Raw genomic sequence first — 15,809 nt, forward strand, 5'->3', positions numbered from 1 at the left:
GCCGGAGAACGCGACCTGATCTTCATCGACGAGTCCGGTTTCGCCCCGACGATGCCCACCGGACACACCTGGTCACGGGTCGGACAGCGAGCCGTGGCGCCCAAGGAGGACACCCGGAACCGCCGGGTCAACGTCCTCGGCGCAAGAATCGTCGGCATGGAGCCGGACCTGCTCTGGCAGCGCACCGACGGCAAGATCGACGCAGCCGTGCTGCTGGACTTCGTCTGCGCCCGCCTGGCGGGCCTGGGCGGCGGCGCGGGCGTGCTGGACCTGGCCGACGACGGCGCTGGGGTCGATGCCATCCCCGTCTGGTGCCGCAGGCGTCCGTGCACCGTCGTCCTCGACAACGCCTCCGCGCACGTGGCCAAGGCGTTCAAGGGCCACCGCCGACAGCTCGCCAAAATCGGGGTGGAGCTGTTCTACCTGCCGCCCTACAGCCCGGAATTGAACGAGACCGAGCTGGTCTGGCGGCAGGCGAAGCACGAGGACTACCCCCAGCGCACCCAGACCACTACCGACGCCATCGGCAAGGCCGTCGACAGAGCACTGACCCGCCGACGCGACCGGATCCGAACATCAGCAAAGCACTTCACCCAAGCCGATTAGGAGTGGTGCCAGACCTCTGTTGGCGCCATGTCCCAGGACGTGCCCGCGATCCCCCTGAGGTCGTAGAACAGCGCCCAGGTCACCACGCTGTCACCAGCACGTTGAGTGCCGCGCTCCATCACAAAGCTGTCGCAGTAGACATCTCCCTCACCGTTGATCCTGAATCCCTCACCCGTTTCGAGCGCGTACGCCTCCATCTCCTGGTTAAGTTCGGAGGGCACCCTGCCGACGAGCCGTATCCCCTCGTGAGTGACCTGCGGACCGCAGAGGCCATCGACCAGCACGCACGACAGGCCCACGCCCTCAACGAAGTAGCACTTCGCAACCGCCCGGTCGAGGTAATGCGACGCAGCCCGGCGGAACTCGAGACGCCACTGTGCACGCTTGCCGTCACACCAGAGCCCAAGGTCTTCCTGCGTGGCGGTAAAACCATGTTCTCCCATGGCAGTGATGGCCTCTTGCCTCTCCATACCGAAGCGCAGCGGCCCAATGCTCTGACGCGGAAAGTACTCCCAGCGGCGCCGCTCGGAGTCCGCAAGTACCACCCAAAGATCCGTGTTCATGAACTGATGATCATCCATGCGCCGTCGCCATGCGAAACCCGCCCGGAAGTTCCGGAGGAAGCGCCTCAGCTTGCGGGGCGAACCCTTGATGCCGAGCGGAACTCGGTCTGTACGGCGGGCGAAATAGCGTCCCTCCCACAGGACACCCACCCGACACACCCCACTTCACCAGCTCCGCTTAGATTCAGCACCTCCGTAACGCTCCTGCCACCGCCCGGGGACCGTACGGCAAGGCCCCTCCCCCTGGCGGCCCGTAACTCCGGCGCGCGGAAGGGACCCGGAGGAGGGTGAGTTCTCCGCTCTCGCTCGATCGGGTGTGCAGGCGACCCGTCGGTGCTCTTGTCCGTCCTGTACATCTCACGTGATGCTCAAGCGGACCGACTGACGATCGCTGCGATCTCTGACGCTGGGGGGGCGTATGGGTGCCTACCGTTTCAACCCGCCACCGAACTGGTTGATGCCGCCGAACTGGACACCCCCGGAAGGCTGGAAGCCGAACCCCTCCTGGCCGCCCCCACCGGACGGCTGGCAGCTCTGGATTCCGGCACAGCAGAGTGGAGAAGGCCCTGAGCCCGCCCCCTCAGCCGAGGTTCCGGTGCCCCGCCGGCAGCGCTGGTTCCGCCGTAATCGAGGGGAGGGCGGAAGCGAAGCCGAGCAACTGCGCGCCTGGATCACGCAAACCCAAGGCGCCGACGCTGCGACGCTGGCACTGCTGAAGCAGCAGACGCGTCAGGAAGCCGAAGAACTACGCCGGCGGGCAATGGACGAGGCCGACGAGATCGTGCATGAGGCACAACGTGCGGCTAAGGACAGTCAGGCCGCCGCCCGCCAGGCGGCAAAGGAAACAGAGAAGGCCCGGAGGGAGGCCGAGCGCCACCGCACCGAGATCTACCAGGCCGAGAGCCGACTGAACGATCTGCGCACTCAGATCGTGACCACCGACGAGACCACGATGCTCCAGCAGGTCGGGATCTACGCCTACCGCCACCCACTGGACGACGCTGTGGCTTACCGGGCCCGTCTGGACGCCATCAAGGCGGAGATCAAGGAACTCGCCCGCTCACAGCAGGCCGTACTTGGCGCCAGCGGATGGACCGTCAACGGATCCGCCCGCCAGGGCACCAAGACGATCCGCGACTACTCGAAGCTCATGCTCCGCGCCTACAACTCCGAGGCCGACTACGCCGTGCGCAGCATGCGCCCGCACCGCCTCACCTCACTGGTCGACCGCCTGTACAAGAGCCGCGAGACCATCGCCAAACTCGGCGCCACCATGGACATCCGGATCTCTGATGCCTATCACGATGCCCGAGTCGAGGAGCTCCGTCTGACGGCGGACTTCCTGCAGCGCAAGGAGGAGGAGAAGCAGGCCCAGCGCGAGGCCCGTGCCCGCGAGCGCGAAGAGGCAAGCGCTCAGCGAGAGCTGTCGCGTGAGCGGGAGAAGCTGCACAAGGAGATGAACCACTACCAGAGCGTGCTGGACAGGCTGCGGGCCCAGGGCAATCACGCGGCCGCTGCCGAGATGGCGGCGAAACTCACAGAGATCGAGGGAGCCCTGGGCGACGTGGAGGCCCGAGCCGCCAACATCCGTACCGGCTACGTATACGTCATCTCGAACGTCGGAGCTTTCGGCGACAACATGGTCAAGATCGGAATGACGCGGCGCCTCGAACCGCTGGACCGCATCTATGAGCTGAGTGGCGCCGCTGTGCCCTTCCGTTTCGATGTCCACGCTCTGATTTTCAGCAAGGACGCCGTCGGCCTCGAGACAAGGCTGCACCAGGAGTTTGCATCACGACGGGTCAACCGTGTCAACAGCCGCAAAGAGTTCTTCCGCGTCACGCCGGCAGAAGTCAAGGCCGTCCTGGAACGGAGCGCCGGTGAGCACTTGGTCGAGTTCAACGAGGTAGCCGAGGCGATCGAGTGGCGCAGCAGCACAACCTAGGGCGGCGAAGCGCCGTCAGGTACGCGCAGTAGGTGTGTGAAGGTCGCAGGATGACTGCAGGGACTGGGCCCGCCGGCTGGGGCACTTCGCCCCGTTCGATCCGAGCGAGAGCGGTTGAAAAGCCTGGATCGAACGGGGAGGACGGAAACGGGTCTGCGGCCCATCTTGCGGGTCGCAGCACCACTACGGCCCGAAAGAGCTGGATTCGCCGGGACAAGGAAATGGATGCTGCCTCCGCGACTTCGGTTCTCATCGGAACTGGAAAAAGATGACCGCTGCGGTGCAGCTCTACTGATGGAAGTCAGGTGGACCCCTGCAGGCTGTCGGCCTCGTCAAGGGCCAGAGCCGTGGCAAGCCCGTCCCCGGCCAGCTCGTGCGCGGCGGCCAGAGTGCGCAGCCCGATGGCCAGCCAGGTGCGGGAGCCGGTGCGGCGCCAGAGCGCGACCGCGGCCTCGGCACGCCTGCGGGCGGGTGCCGCGCGGCCCACCGCGAGTTGCGCCTCGGCAAGCGCGTACAGCGTCGCCGCTTCGCCCCAGAGGTTGCCGAACTCCCGGTACGCCCACAGGCTTCGGGCCAGCAGCCGACGGCCCTCGTGGTGCTTGCCCTGTCGGGTCAGTACGTCCCCGAGCCAGCAGGTGGCGTGCGTGGTGGTGAGCCGGTCGCCCAGCATCTCGCTGATCGCGGCGGCCTGCCGGTACGCGTCGGCGGCCGCCGCGTGGTCACCTCGAGCGCGGTGGCTCTGGCCGAGGCAGCGCAGCGCCTGCGCCTCCCCCGGCCGGTATCCCGCGTCGCGGCTGACCTGAAGGCATTCGGTGAACCGGCTGACGGCCGCGGTAGTCCGGCCCAGTTCGAGTTCGACAACGCCGAGCCCGTTGGTGGCGTAGACGAGGCAGTTGACGTTGCCGGCTGATGCGGCCAGGCGGGCGGCTTCCTCGAAGTGCGCGGTGGCGGAGGGGTACCGGCCCAACAGCCGGTGGACGTAGGCCAGTCCCGCCGTCGCACTGGCCCGACAGCCGGGTTCCTGCCCCTCGGTGAGCAGCAGTGCCTGCTCGAAGTGGTGCAGTGCCTCGGGGTATCGGTCGAGGACGGTCGTGAGTTCACCGAGGCAACGGTGGATCTTCGCGGCGGTGTGCCCGTCGTCGGCGCTCAGTGCCGCTTTGAGCGCGCGGTTCTGGAGCCGTTCCCAGTCGTCGAAGTGGCTACCGACCTGGAAGAGCGTGGTGAGGGCGATGGCCAGTCCGGCGGCGGGTACCGTGTCCGCCCTGTCCAGGGCCTGTTCCGCCACGTCGATGAGGAACTGCCGCTCGTCGGTGAACCAGGCCAGTGGGTCGGCCAGCAGCACGTCGGTGTCCGCAGGGGAGAACCGCCAGGAGACGGTGCCGGTCGGCGGGATGCCCTGGAAGTCGACGCTGAGCGTGTCGGCCGCCCGGTCGGCGAGGTGCAGGCTCGCCTCCACCAGACGGGTGAGCGCGGCGGCCCGTTCACCTGGTGGGACGGACTCCTCGACGCGTTCGCGGCCGAAAAGCCTGACCAGATCGTGGAGTTGGCAACGGGTGCCGCCCGTACTGGACGACCTGGTCGGTGCGAGGGTCTGTACGAGGTGGACCTCCACGAGGTCGTCGAGCACGGCCTCGGCCTCGGTCAGGTCCACGTCCAGCAGCGGAGCCAGCGCCCAGGCGGCGAACTGCGGGCCGGGCAGCAGGGCGACGAGTTCGAGCGCGGTCCGTGTGCGGTTGGCCATTCCCCGGTAGGAGAGTTCGAGGCTGGCCCGCACGGCGATGTGCCCGACGGCCAGCACGTCCAGCTTGCGCTGCTCGTTGTTGAGGAGGCGGGCCACCTTGGCCAGCGGCCAGTTCGGGCGGGCGGCGAGACGTGCTCCGGCCACCCATACAGCCAGCGGAAGGCCGCCGCAGGTCCGCACGATGGAGCGGGCCGAGTCGGGCTCCGCGTCGATGCGTTCCGGGCCCAGCATCTCGCGCAGCAGGGCGAGTCCTGCGGTGGGCGTGAGCTCCCCCAGTTGGAGCCGGGGGACGTTCAGCCCCGTCATGGCTGTGCGGCTCGTGAGAATCGTGGCGCAGCGTGGGCCGCTGGGCAGGAGGTCGGCGACCTGCTCGGCGTCGGCCGCGTTGTCCAGGACGACGAGTATCTGCCGTTGGGCGAGCAGCGTGCGGTAGAGGTGGATACGTCCGGTGAGCTCGGCGGGTACGGTTCCGCCCCGTGTGTCCAGTGCGCGCAAGAAGGCTCCCAGGACGGTGAAGGGGTCGGCCGGCTCTCCCCCGAAGCCCCTGAGGTCGGCGTGGAGTTGGCCATCCGGGAAACGTGCGGAGAGCCGGTGCCCGGCACGTATCGCGAAGGCCGTCTTCCCCACCCCGGCGGGACCGGTGACCAGCAGTGTCGCCGGCCCGGGGCCTTCCTCCACGAGCATCCGGCAGGCGTGGTCCAGCTCCTGGCCCCGTCCGACGAACAGGGAAAGATCGGCGGGCAGAAGACGTGGAGCCAACTGCCGGCCCACCGCCTGGGAACTCTCCGAGCCCGCCGCTGCCACCGGCACGTCGCCCCTCGGCGAGGCGGGTGAGGACCTCGCGGTTCGCGCTCCGGCGCCCCGGGTGCCGCCGCCGAGGATCCTGGCGTGGAGGTCGCGCAGGGGCACGCCCGGGTCGACGCCGAGTTCGTCGCGGAGTCTGCGCCTGGCACGCTCGTAGACCTCCAGCGCTTCCGCCTGACGGCCGCAGCGGTACAGAGCCAGCACGAATTGCCCGATCACCCGCTCGTCGAGCGGCTGCGCCTCGGCCCGGGCAGCCAGCTCACTCAGCATCCGGTCGTGCTGCCCCATACGTAACTGGACGTCGGCAAGGTCCAGTTGGGCGGCGAGCCGTTCACCTTCGAGCAGCGCGCGCTGGGAGTTGAACCACGGGGTGTCCGCCCCGGCGAACGCGCTGCCCCGCCACAGGCCCAGCGCGTCCCGCCACAGCTCCTCCGCCCGGGCGTCGTCGCCCGCCACGCGCGCCAGGCGGCACAGATCCTGAAACCGGTGGGCGTCGATGGTCGAGGACGCCGCTCCCAGCCGGTAGCCGCCCCCGGGCTGCCGTGTCAGGAAGACGCCGTCGCTCTCCAGCGTGTGCCTCAGCCGGGAGATGTACCCGTACAGCTTCTTCCGCCCGTTGGTCGGATCGCTTTCGCCCCAGACCCTGTCCACCAGCGCATCGACCGAGACAGCCCGGCCCGCGTCGACGAGCAGGGCCGCCAACACCCTGCGCTGCATCGCATGTCCCACGTCGACGGTGTCCCCGTTCCGCCAGACCTCAAGAGTCCCGAGAACCCCGAAGAACGCGGCCATCACACCTCCTGCATCAGACGAACACGGCTGCACCACATTCTGTGAAGCCACCGAGGGCGGGCCAAGGCGGATTCAAGCTTTTCCGAAGCTTTCCCGACGCCCCTGCCTGCACCGTGAGCACGCCACCCGAACACGGGCCCGACCGCCCACACGGGCCGGCTCGATCACGTGCACCCCCTCACACCAGGAGGACACATGCGTACCCCTCGCCTCATCCGCACACCACGCCTGACCGCCTCGCTCGCCGCAGGAGCGGCGCTCCTGACCAGCCTCACGGTCGCACTGGCTCCCGCCGCGCACGCCGCCTCGGTGTCGAGCGGCACGTCGGCCAAGGGCGGATACGCCATCGCCGACGTATCCGACCTGGGCTACCTCTACGTCTGCGACGAGGGCGCCAAGGACGGCTTGCGGGCCGTGGCCCACTTCTACCCGGAGCCCGGGAGGGGCCAGTACCTCCAGGTGCAAGACGCCGACGGTTCCAACAACGGCTGCGGCCCCTCCCGGCAGTTGGGGCTGCCACGGGGCGTGACGTACTCGCTCGTCGCCTGCCTGCGTGACGGCGCCAACGGCTCCGACATGTACTGCCGCACCACGACCGGAGTCATCACCTGAGCAGTCGAACTCCTGAGCAACTCAGCACCGTCACCGACCGCCCCGCTCCCCGACCGAGAAGAGAAACCCCTCCCATGAAGAAGACCTCCGCCCTCATCCTGACGAGCGCCCTCCTCGCCGCCGGAACCTTCCTCGCCGCCCCCGCGGGTGCCGCGAGCGCGGCCCTCCCCGACAAGTACGACACCTACGTTCCGGACGGCGACACCTACGCGAAGAGGACCAACCCGGACCACCTCAAAAACCACAACCAGGCCAAAGCACGCCTGACCACCGGCGGCGCCCCGTTCACCTTCCAGACCTCAGCGAACTGCTTCCACCGCGGCCAGGGCTGCACCTCGCTCTCCTTCGTCAACAAGAAGTCGATCGAGGGAATCCGGATATTCCAGAGCAAAAGCAAGTGCCCGATCAAAATAACCGGCGGCACGGAGTGGGGACACGCGGGCTCCGGCGACAACTCGGAATCCCGCAAGAGCCACTGGAACGGCTACAAGCTCGACATCGATCCGACCACCTGCGTCAGCAACTACATCAAGAGCAACTACACCCTGAGCGGCACGGTCGACGGAAACCCCCGGTACATCTCCGGCGGCGGCAACTGGTACGTCAAGGAGAGCAACCACTGGGACATCACCTACTTCTGACCGGCACCGCGCCGATGGCACGAGCCCTGCCGCTCCCGCCACCACCTCCGGCGTTCCCCCTCCACTCGCCCCGCCTCCCCCTTCCCCTCCGACGAAGGAACTGCCATGGAGAAGTCTCGGAGAGCCCTTGTCGTAGCAGCAGCGCTCGCCACCGCGGTCCTCACCACGGGACCCGCCCACGCTGCGGCCCCGGGAACCATCACCGGAGACGGGGTCCGCATCCGCAGCTGCCCGGCGACGAGCACCGACTGCCGCGTTCTGGCGACCGCGAACCGGGGGGACGCCGTCAGCATCCACTGCCTCGAAGGCCATGCTCCCGGGCTGTGGTTCAAGGTCAAGCACACTCGCAGCGGCAAGACGGGCTACGTGAGCGGGAGTTACCTCCGCACCACGAGCAGCTCCATCCCCTTCTGCTGACCCATTCCGCGCCCACGCCGACTCTGAAGGAATCGCCATGCACACGTCCAGGAACGCGTTGTCCGCGGTTGCGCTGGCCGCCGGGTTGGCACTCGGCCTGCTCACCGCGCCCACCGCGCTTGCCTCGCCACCGCCCCCCGCGACTGCCGCCTGCACCCCCGGGGACGCTCGGGTGGTACGCAGCAGCGGTATGGCCGGGCCGCTCGTCGAGTTGCTGTACAGCCCTTCGTGCCGAACGGCTTGGGGCCGGGTCAAGTACGCCTCACCGCGCGACCGGGTCGAGGTGAAGAACGACCTCGGTGCCCGCAAGACCGCCACCGTAGGCAGCGGCGCGAGCACCGCAAAGACCGGATCCGTCAACGACGCGAACACCCAGGCGTGGGCCTGTGTGTACACAGCATCGGGCGACACGGCATGCACCGCGGCGTACTGACACTCCCGCCACCCGCCCCAAGCCCCGAAGGACACCAGATGAAGAAGAGACTGATCGTCACCGCCATGAGCCTGGCCGGCGTCATGGCCGTGGCGGCCCCCGCCCATGCGACGACGGCAGGGGTCTCCGGATCGGTCAAGTCGACGACCACCTACTACACCACTGCACGGACCATCACCACCGGAGGCACCAACGTCTACCTGCGGCTCAATGCCCGCAACGTGGACATGAAGGTGTGGTGGTACAAGTGCTCCGACAAGAGCGTGCGCGGCAGCGCGGTCATTTTCTGGGCCGCCGACACCGGCCGCAAGACGCTGGGCACGAACTTCACGAAGGGCGCCTCCATCTGCCTCGCGGCGGCGGCCGACATAGGTCAGGGCTCTGCCACCTGGTCGGGGACCCTCACCTGGAACGTCACGTCCTGAAACCCTGAACCCCCGCACAAGCCCCGTGGCCCACCCAAACTCCTTCTGGGCGGACCACGGGGTACTTCCGCGTCCAGCACACCGCACCAGCCAACCGACAGCCCCTTCACTGCGGCCGTAACCGACACCCTCACGATCCTGCGCACCATGGCCCGCGCCCGCCGGGCACACCCGCTCTCCAACAGCAGACAGGCCCTCGCCCACCTCATGCCGCTCCGCGCATGCGGCATGCTGCTACGTGCTCTCGACGCCACCTCCGAGATCCACAACTCACCGCTTGCCAAAGCTCATTTCAGGACTCGGCAGGAAACAGATGACCCGTTCGCACAGCGGCTGAACGCTGCGGACAGGGCGCTGCGCCCCCTCAGCGCTTCCGTTGAGCCGCACGGCAGCCTTCCAACTGGACATGGTCCTCCCCGTCACCGATCTACTGGTGCGGTAGGAACTCATCGCATCCCGCCCTCACCATCCAGTCCCACCACACCTGAAGGAGCGCAATGGAGAACCTCGGTGATGACACACCCAACCGTCCCGGACGCACGATGCTCCTGATCATCGGCGGCAGCGGCTACCTCGGGTCGGGACTGATCCGCCGGGCAGCTGCCGACGGGCACGACGTCGTCGCGACGTACGCGACGAAGCCGAGCGACGCCGAGCCAACTGCGTGGCGGTGTCTGGACCTTCGGGACGTGGTGAGCGTGGAGAACCTGCTGGACGAGGTGAACCCGCACGCAGTGATCAATGCCTCCAGCGGCCTGGCCGACTGGGCGATCACTGCAGAAGGCCCGATTCCCCTCGCGCTGGCGACGGCACGCCGCACAATCCGCCTGGTGCATGTGTCCTCGGACGCGGTGTTCTCCGGCGACCGGGTGCACTACGACGAGTCGTGCTCCCCCGACCCCATCACGCCATACGGCGCGGCCAAAGCTGCCGCGGAGACCGGCGTCCTGGCCGTGCACCCTGCGGCGGCCGTCGCCCGCACTTCGCTGATCATCGGCGACGCACAGTCCGAGCACGAACGCCTGGTGCACCAGCTCATCGACGGGACCGCCGACGGCGCCCTGTTCACCGACGACATCCGTTGCCCCGTCCATCGGAACGATCTTGCTGCCGCTCTCCTGGAAGTCGCCTTCAGCAGCGCAGCAGGAATCCTCCACATCGCTGGTCCCGACGCCCTGAGCCGTCACGAACTCGGCGTCCTCATCGCCCATCGCGACGGCCTAGATGCCTCGCACCTGGCCACCGGACTGCGGGCAGAGAGCTCTCTCCCCGGAGCCCTCGACGTACGTCTCGACAGCAGAGCAGCCCAACAGCAACTGCGCACCAGGCTCCGCGGTGCCAGGGAGTTCCTAAGCCCCGCAGCATGCCCGGAGCAAGATGGGGCATAGCAAGCTGCCGGTCACTCAAAAAGGCGACAACCACGCTGCGCGGGCCCACTTGCAGGATCTGCAAGCGACGCCCACCCTCGTTCGTGCGCGGCATGCAGTGGGGGCGCACACCTGTCGTGTCGGTCCCAGCGCGGGGGCACCGGATGAATACAGGTCGTCTCTGGGCAACGGACGCAGCCCTCTCGCTCGTGGAGAAGAGGACCCGGGCGGCCTGATCCGACTCCCCCGCACGGAACTCGGCGGGCGCCTGGAAGACCTCGGTGCCCGCATCGGCTGCTCCGTCGCCATGGTCTCCCCGCTGGAGCGGCGGGGCCGCATGAGCGACTTCGATCTGCTCATCAGCGCCGCCAAGGCCGTGCAAATCCCGACGCATGTCCTGGCAGCGTCGCTCGGCTTAACCAGCGCCCCACCCCACTAGAGTTGCGGCAGATGGGCCACGCCGTGCCGAGGAGGACCCCCTGCGTCGCCGCACGGTGCTCGCCGCCGCTGGCCTGGCGGCCCCGGCTTCGCTCCTGGCAGGGGTGAGCGAGGCCCTCGCGAGCATCCCCCCGCCCAACCGGATCACCCGTTTCCCTGGACGCACGGCTCGCAGCAGCTCGCCGCCTCTTCGACGTCGGCCAGAACTCCACGCTCCTGCGGGTCCTGCCCGCCATCCTTGCCGACGCGAACCACGCCATCACCCCAGCACGCGAAGAGGTACCCCTCGCCCGACTCTCGACCGCCTACAGCCTGACCAGCAGCGTCCTCAGGAAGGTCGGCAGCTACAGCGACTCCCGGCTCGCAGCGGATCGCGCCACCCTCTACGCGAAGTGGTCCACATCGCCGCTGGCCGCCGCTGCGGCCCGCGAGCCGAGCATCGTGCTCCGCCACCAGGACCAACCCGCCGCCGCCGATCGCCACATCCTCGACACCGTCGCCAAGGTGGAGAAAACCGGGCCCAGGACACATACACAGTCCTCGGCGTACGCACAGATGCTGTGCACGACGTCCTACACCGCAGCCCGTGCAGGACAGCGCGACCGGGCACTGAAGATGATCAAGGAAGCCGCGCGGGCCGCCCGCAACCTGCCCGACCTCGCGCTCGAAGGGCGCCTGTTCCCCCTCACTCCTGCCGCTGTTGGCCTGTACGCCGTCGGCGTCCACTGGGCACTCGGCGACCCGGGCGCCGCCCTCGAAGCAGGCCGCAACCTCCGCGAAGCCCAGTTCAAGACCGCCGAACGCAAAGGACGGATGCACACCGACCTGGGACGAGCCTGGTGGCAATGGGGCAAGGCAGAACAGACCACAGCCGCCCTGCTGTCAGCGGCACGCGTCTCACCCGGCGAAGGTCCGCGACCGGCCCGCAATCCGACAGATCGCCAGCGAACTCCGCTCACGCCACCCACAGGTCCCAGGAGTACGCGAACTCGCCGCAGCCGCAGGCCCGACTACCTGATCCCCGTGTGCGCGGGGGTCAGAAGCCTCGGGGGACGCATGAAGGTCAAGTACAAGGAGACGGCGCGGGGCGGCCTCGCAGTCAACGTCATCGAGTGCTGACGACTAGCCTCTGACCTGGCGTTTCCCATCTTTCAGCTCTGTCGGAGCCTTTCCCGCCTACACGGCAGAAAGCCCCCGGAGAGTCCCTCTGACAGAGCTGAAAGTCCCTGAAAAGTCCCTGGGATCTGCGCCGCGGCCACCTCCACCACCGCACCCAGCCTTCTCCTGTGTGCCAGCGCTCGACCTCCTGTGTGCCAGCGCTCGACATCAATATGCCGAGGTTACGGGCCGCGCTTCGCCTCTCTTCGTGCTGTCGCACGAGGACATGTCCCCTTTCCTGAGGCACCGACATCCAACCTGCCTGTTGATCACCACGGCCTGAGCGTAAGTTCTGGGAACGGAAGTGGTGTCGTACGACGAGTCAAGCGCGCGGCGCTGCTAGCCATGTGCCTACCGGAATCAACTCGGAGGCATCACGTGGACTCGTCATCGTTGCTGAGCCGTGCCCTGCACCTCATGCAGAACGCGAAGGTGGAAACAGCCCGAGGTCTCTGGATCAGCGACGTGGACGGCCGCGTGCAACGGCGTCAGTTCCTCTTTCGGACCCCACTTTGCTGGCGGGTGGAAGTCGACGGCCACCTGGCGGTGGTGTCGGACGGCGAGCGGGCAGCGGTTCCCGGCCCCGACGGCTGGGTGTGGACCCCGGCGGAGCGCACCCACCACAGCGGCGCCCTGCGCGCGATGCTCTTCCCCGCCGAAGCCCCGCTCTGGGGTCGCCCGGGTACGGATCAGTACCAGGCCGAGAGTGCCGGCCCGGGCCCAAATCCCGGGCTGGTGCTCGTACGCTACAAGGCGTTGGACACCACGGAACCGCAAGCCCCGCCCATCTCCGCCTTCGTGGACGCGGGGACTGGCATCATCATGCGGTGGACCGCGCCGGGCTCCTCACAGCGCTTCGAAGAGCTCGTGCTCGATGCCGACATCCCGCAGTCCGCTTTCCGGCTTCCCCAAGCCGGCAGCCCCGACCCGACCTTCCTCCCTTGACCTCCTGCTGACCGCAAACGAGCTGGGGTGCCCTCTAGAACGTGCACTTCCTCGCGGCCCCCCGAGGCGTGGTGCACAGCCACCTCTTGCTGTGCACGGTCGTTGCAGTCCAAGGGCCGCCTCCGGGACGCGGAACTCCCTGTGCCTTGAATTGGACCCCAAGACTGGCGTTGTAGTTGTCGTCGTCCGCCAGGCGATTGCCATTGATGATTTTGGATTTCCACACCCGCTTGAATGCCTTGGGTGAGGTGCTCCAGGAGCCGCAACTACTGTGGGGAAAGGGCCCGTTGAGATCGTTGCAGTTGACCGACATCATCGGGTCCACGGCAGGACCGTCCATCACGTCGAAGGAGACCGTGAATCGCGGCTGTGTGCCGTTCAGGTTCACTCGAAGCGTGAAACGGACCCGCCCTTCGACGGCATGAGAGGTCCCATAGATTCCATTGCCTACGGTCTCGGCGATGTAATCGGAGATAACTCGATGGCAGGTCGCATCCGCGCACCATTCGCCGTCGCGGCGTCCGAACGTCCCCTCAGGGGCACCAATCGCTCGCTTCAGTGGAGTGAAGACCTGCACGGGGCGGCCTTCCCGCAGTACGGTCTCTGAAAGCCCATCACCCGTACACACCCACCGAGCGGACGCTTTTCGCAACGCCAGATGCACACATTCGGCGAGGACCCCCGGAGAGTGGGGGGTGCCTTGCGTCGAGGCTACGCCTTCGGCGGAGGGTGGCGCCATGCACATGACGACACTCGCTAGTGTGACCACGAAGCCAAACCTTCCAGGTACTACCTTGCGGGTGTGCATGCGAAGCCTCTCTCCGGACCTTTCCCAGTCCCTTACAGAGAAAGAGCAAAGCCGCACGGACGCACGCCGGGACGGCGCATTCGAGTGCGTCGTCGAGAGGGAATTCGGCTCGCGTTTCGGGGTAACAGTCATCGCGGCAGGTCGAGCTGGCCGAGGGCGCGCTCAGGGACCTGCGAGTACGAAGTGAGCTGCGATCCCTAGCTGGCGGTCGGTAGGGCCTCCGGAGCCGGTCAGGCTTACGGGATTACCGGCGGCGAAGCGGAAGCGGCCGCTGATTCGCGAGCCGCCCGCTCGACCGCCTTCATGTCAGATGAGTCACTGCGGCGAAGGACAAAGACCTTGACCAAGGCGAGAAGGCTGGGCCCACATAGCCCAGCTGCCAGCCATGGCTGATCTGGCGCAACGATCACCCCGGCTCCAAGAAGCGCGAGGGACAACCCTCCTCCAGCAATCAATCCACTCATTCGATATACGTGGTTGCGTCGGCGCTCCGCATCCCGGACGCTCCGCTCCCCCGCCGCCTTCTCCAGCATCGCCTGACGTTCGGCCTGCGCACGGCTGTCATCCAGCTGCCTCATGCGAATCTCGTGCTCGCGCTTGAGCTGAGGTTCCAGCGCCTTCAGGGCGAGCTGCAACTTCTCCGGCCCCAGGGCAGCATCACCCCACCTAACAGCGAGGTTCAAGCCAGCACTGATCATCGGGTCATCTTGCGGCGACGGAAGATTCTCCGTAGGCCCCGTCACTCCGCTACCCCTCCACCGTCAGATCCCACCGGGGTTGTCTCGTTACCCACTAACTCTGGCGGCGGCCCCAACCGAATGAACAGCCGGGCAAGCGCACTCTCAAGCGATTCAACGGCTGGGCCTACATCCTCATCGGCACCGGACAGGTCGTCGTCTCGTAGACCAGCCCAGCGGCCCGACGCCGGGGAAGGCGCGAAGAAAACCTTCTCGATACGCGGTTCCTCGAAACCATCCTGCAAAGCCGCCCTGAATACGAGGGTTGGATCAAGGGGGAGACTTAGCGTCGAATCGCGCAGTCGCCTCTCATCGAACCAGGTCGGCGGAATCGAATCGTCGAGGTCATATTCAGGATCAACATCCTCCCCTTCGATTCCTACGATTCTCGGCACACCCCCCTTGGGGACATGGGAGCGCAGAACCGCCAATGTTTCCGTCAACCCAGGCCGATCCCTCGGAGACCGAGCCAACATTCTTGAGACAAGCTCGTCAATTCCCGGTGGAACCTCTGGCACCTTTTCCCTCAACGGCACCGGCAATTCCCGGACCTGCAAAAATTGACCAGCTGAGTCGCTTTCGCCAACGAAGGCGCTTCGCCCTGCGATCATCTCGTAGAGGATGCACCCCAACGCGTAGACATCTGCCCGACCATCTAGCTGACCTGTCGTTACCTGCTCTGGCGCCATGTACGGCGGGGTACCAGCAACAGACCGCTGCCGGATCGGGTGCCCATCTGTTAGCTGGGCAATACCAAAATCCAGGAGATGCACCACTCCAGATTCATCAACAATCAGGTTGCTGGGCTTTAGATCTCGATGGACGATTCCATGGCCATGCACCGCTTGTAGCGCCTCTGTGACTTGCAAAGCGATACTAACTGCTTGCGGGGTAGTAGGACGCATGCGAGAGAGCACACGGTTTAGCGACGCACCCTGAACCATTTCACGCACAAGATAAGGCGACCGATTGCCTTCGTTTTCATGGATGCTTGTTTCGTAAATGCTGGGGATGGACGGGTGATCCACAAGGCTAAGGATTTGCGCCTCACGCCTAAACATCTTCACCAGCAAATCACGACGCGAATCTTCAACGTCCGCGGGTAGAAATTTGATGGCTACAAGGCGTCCCATATCCCGGTCGAAGCCCTGCCAGACTTCACTGGTGGTGGTAGCGGAGAGACGTCGCAGCAACGCGTAACGATCACCGATAATCTCACCCTCGCGCAATGGGACCTCCCCGGTACACGCCCTCGCAGCGTACCCCCCACCACTGACACCCGGCAGGCCCTCGCCAAAATGGCCTGCTGGGTGGCCCGTTGGGTTACTTCTTCGGGTGGAGCTTGCGCCAGTACGCCCAGCTCGTCTCGTTCGGCTC

General features: G+C 66.8%; 15 protein-coding genes. 10 read left to right on the forward strand and 5 right to left on the reverse strand.

The features are described from left to right. The coding region (locus IE269_RS30300; RefSeq protein ID WP_189826418.1) for a transposase at positions 1–606 on the forward strand (606 nt) is incomplete at its 5' end. On the opposite strand, the gene IE269_RS30305 is transcribed toward IE269_RS30300, so the two are convergent. Beyond that, positions 603–1,187: a hypothetical protein gene (locus IE269_RS30305; protein WP_189826419.1), complete on the reverse strand. Its 585-nt coding sequence runs from the start codon at positions 1,185–1,187 to the stop codon at positions 603–605. The two genes, IE269_RS30300 and IE269_RS30305, sit on opposite strands and share 4 nt — an antisense overlap. Before the next feature lie 400 nt (positions 1,188–1,587). Here IE269_RS30305 and IE269_RS30310 point away from each other — a divergent pair, with 400 nt between their 5' ends. After that, positions 1,588–3,114, forward strand: a complete 1,527-nt coding sequence (locus IE269_RS30310; RefSeq protein ID WP_189826420.1) for an SNIPE associated domain-containing protein — start codon at positions 1,588–1,590, stop codon at positions 3,112–3,114. 301 nt (positions 3,115–3,415) lie between these two features. On the opposite strand, the gene IE269_RS30315 is transcribed toward IE269_RS30310, so the two are convergent. Beyond that, positions 3,416–6,451, reverse strand: a complete 3,036-nt coding sequence (locus IE269_RS30315; RefSeq protein WP_189826421.1) for an AfsR/SARP family transcriptional regulator — start codon at positions 6,449–6,451, stop codon at positions 3,416–3,418. Positions 6,452–6,646: 195 nt separating this feature from the next. Here IE269_RS30315 and IE269_RS30320 point away from each other — a divergent pair, with 195 nt between their 5' ends. The 8 genes from IE269_RS30320 (at position 6,647) to IE269_RS30355 (ending at position 12,887) form a co-directional block, all read left to right on the forward strand. Next, positions 6,647–7,063: a hypothetical protein gene (locus tag IE269_RS30320; protein WP_189826422.1), complete on the forward strand. Its 417-nt coding sequence runs from the start codon at positions 6,647–6,649 to the stop codon at positions 7,061–7,063. A 74-nt stretch (positions 7,064–7,137) separates the two neighbouring features. Continuing rightward, on the forward strand, positions 7,138–7,704 hold the full coding sequence (locus IE269_RS30325) for a hypothetical protein (protein ID WP_189826423.1): 567 nt from the start codon (positions 7,138–7,140) through the stop codon (positions 7,702–7,704). Between the two features lie 105 nt (positions 7,705–7,809). Continuing rightward, positions 7,810–8,121 carry an SH3 domain-containing protein gene (locus IE269_RS30330; protein ID WP_189826424.1) on the forward strand — a complete coding sequence of 104 codons (312 nt, stop codon included), beginning with the start codon at positions 7,810–7,812 and terminating at the stop codon, positions 8,119–8,121. Positions 8,122–8,158: 37 nt separating this feature from the next. After that, on the forward strand, positions 8,159–8,554 hold the full coding sequence (locus IE269_RS30335; protein WP_189826425.1) for a DUF2690 domain-containing protein: 396 nt from the start codon (positions 8,159–8,161) through the stop codon (positions 8,552–8,554). Positions 8,555–8,592: 38 nt separating this feature from the next. Further along, complete coding sequence (locus IE269_RS30340; RefSeq protein ID WP_189826426.1) at positions 8,593–8,979, forward strand: hypothetical protein; 387 nt, start codon at positions 8,593–8,595, stop codon at positions 8,977–8,979. 497 nt (positions 8,980–9,476) lie between these two features. Beyond that, the gene (locus IE269_RS30345) at positions 9,477–10,367 is read left to right on the forward strand and encodes an SDR family oxidoreductase (RefSeq protein WP_229898505.1); all 891 of its coding nucleotides are present in this window, start codon (positions 9,477–9,479) and stop codon (positions 10,365–10,367) included. Positions 10,368–11,225: 858 nt separating this feature from the next. Then, positions 11,226–11,903: a hypothetical protein gene (locus IE269_RS43365; RefSeq protein ID WP_229898504.1), complete on the forward strand. Its 678-nt coding sequence runs from the start codon at positions 11,226–11,228 to the stop codon at positions 11,901–11,903. A 456-nt stretch (positions 11,904–12,359) separates the two neighbouring features. Beyond that, positions 12,360–12,887, forward strand: a complete 528-nt coding sequence (locus IE269_RS30355) for a hypothetical protein (RefSeq protein WP_189826427.1) — start codon at positions 12,360–12,362, stop codon at positions 12,885–12,887. A gap of 34 nt (positions 12,888–12,921) precedes the next feature. On the opposite strand, the gene IE269_RS30360 is transcribed toward IE269_RS30355, so the two are convergent. The 3 genes from IE269_RS30360 to IE269_RS30370 form a co-directional block, all read right to left on the reverse strand. Then, positions 12,922–13,464 (reverse strand): hypothetical protein, encoded by a 543-nt coding sequence (locus IE269_RS30360; RefSeq protein ID WP_189826428.1) that lies wholly within the window; start codon positions 13,462–13,464, stop codon positions 12,922–12,924. A 467-nt stretch (positions 13,465–13,931) separates the two neighbouring features. After that, positions 13,932–14,393: a hypothetical protein gene (locus IE269_RS30365; RefSeq protein ID WP_189826429.1), complete on the reverse strand. Its 462-nt coding sequence runs from the start codon at positions 14,391–14,393 to the stop codon at positions 13,932–13,934. A gap of 41 nt (positions 14,394–14,434) precedes the next feature. After that, positions 14,435–15,661, reverse strand: a complete 1,227-nt coding sequence (locus IE269_RS30370; RefSeq protein ID WP_189826430.1) for a serine/threonine-protein kinase — start codon at positions 15,659–15,661, stop codon at positions 14,435–14,437. Positions 15,662–15,809: the final 148 nt, after the last annotated feature.

This window comes from Streptomyces spiroverticillatus, from assembly GCA_014650415.1.
Lineage (GTDB): Bacteria > Actinomycetota > Actinomycetes > Streptomycetales > Streptomycetaceae > Streptomyces > Streptomyces spiroverticillatus.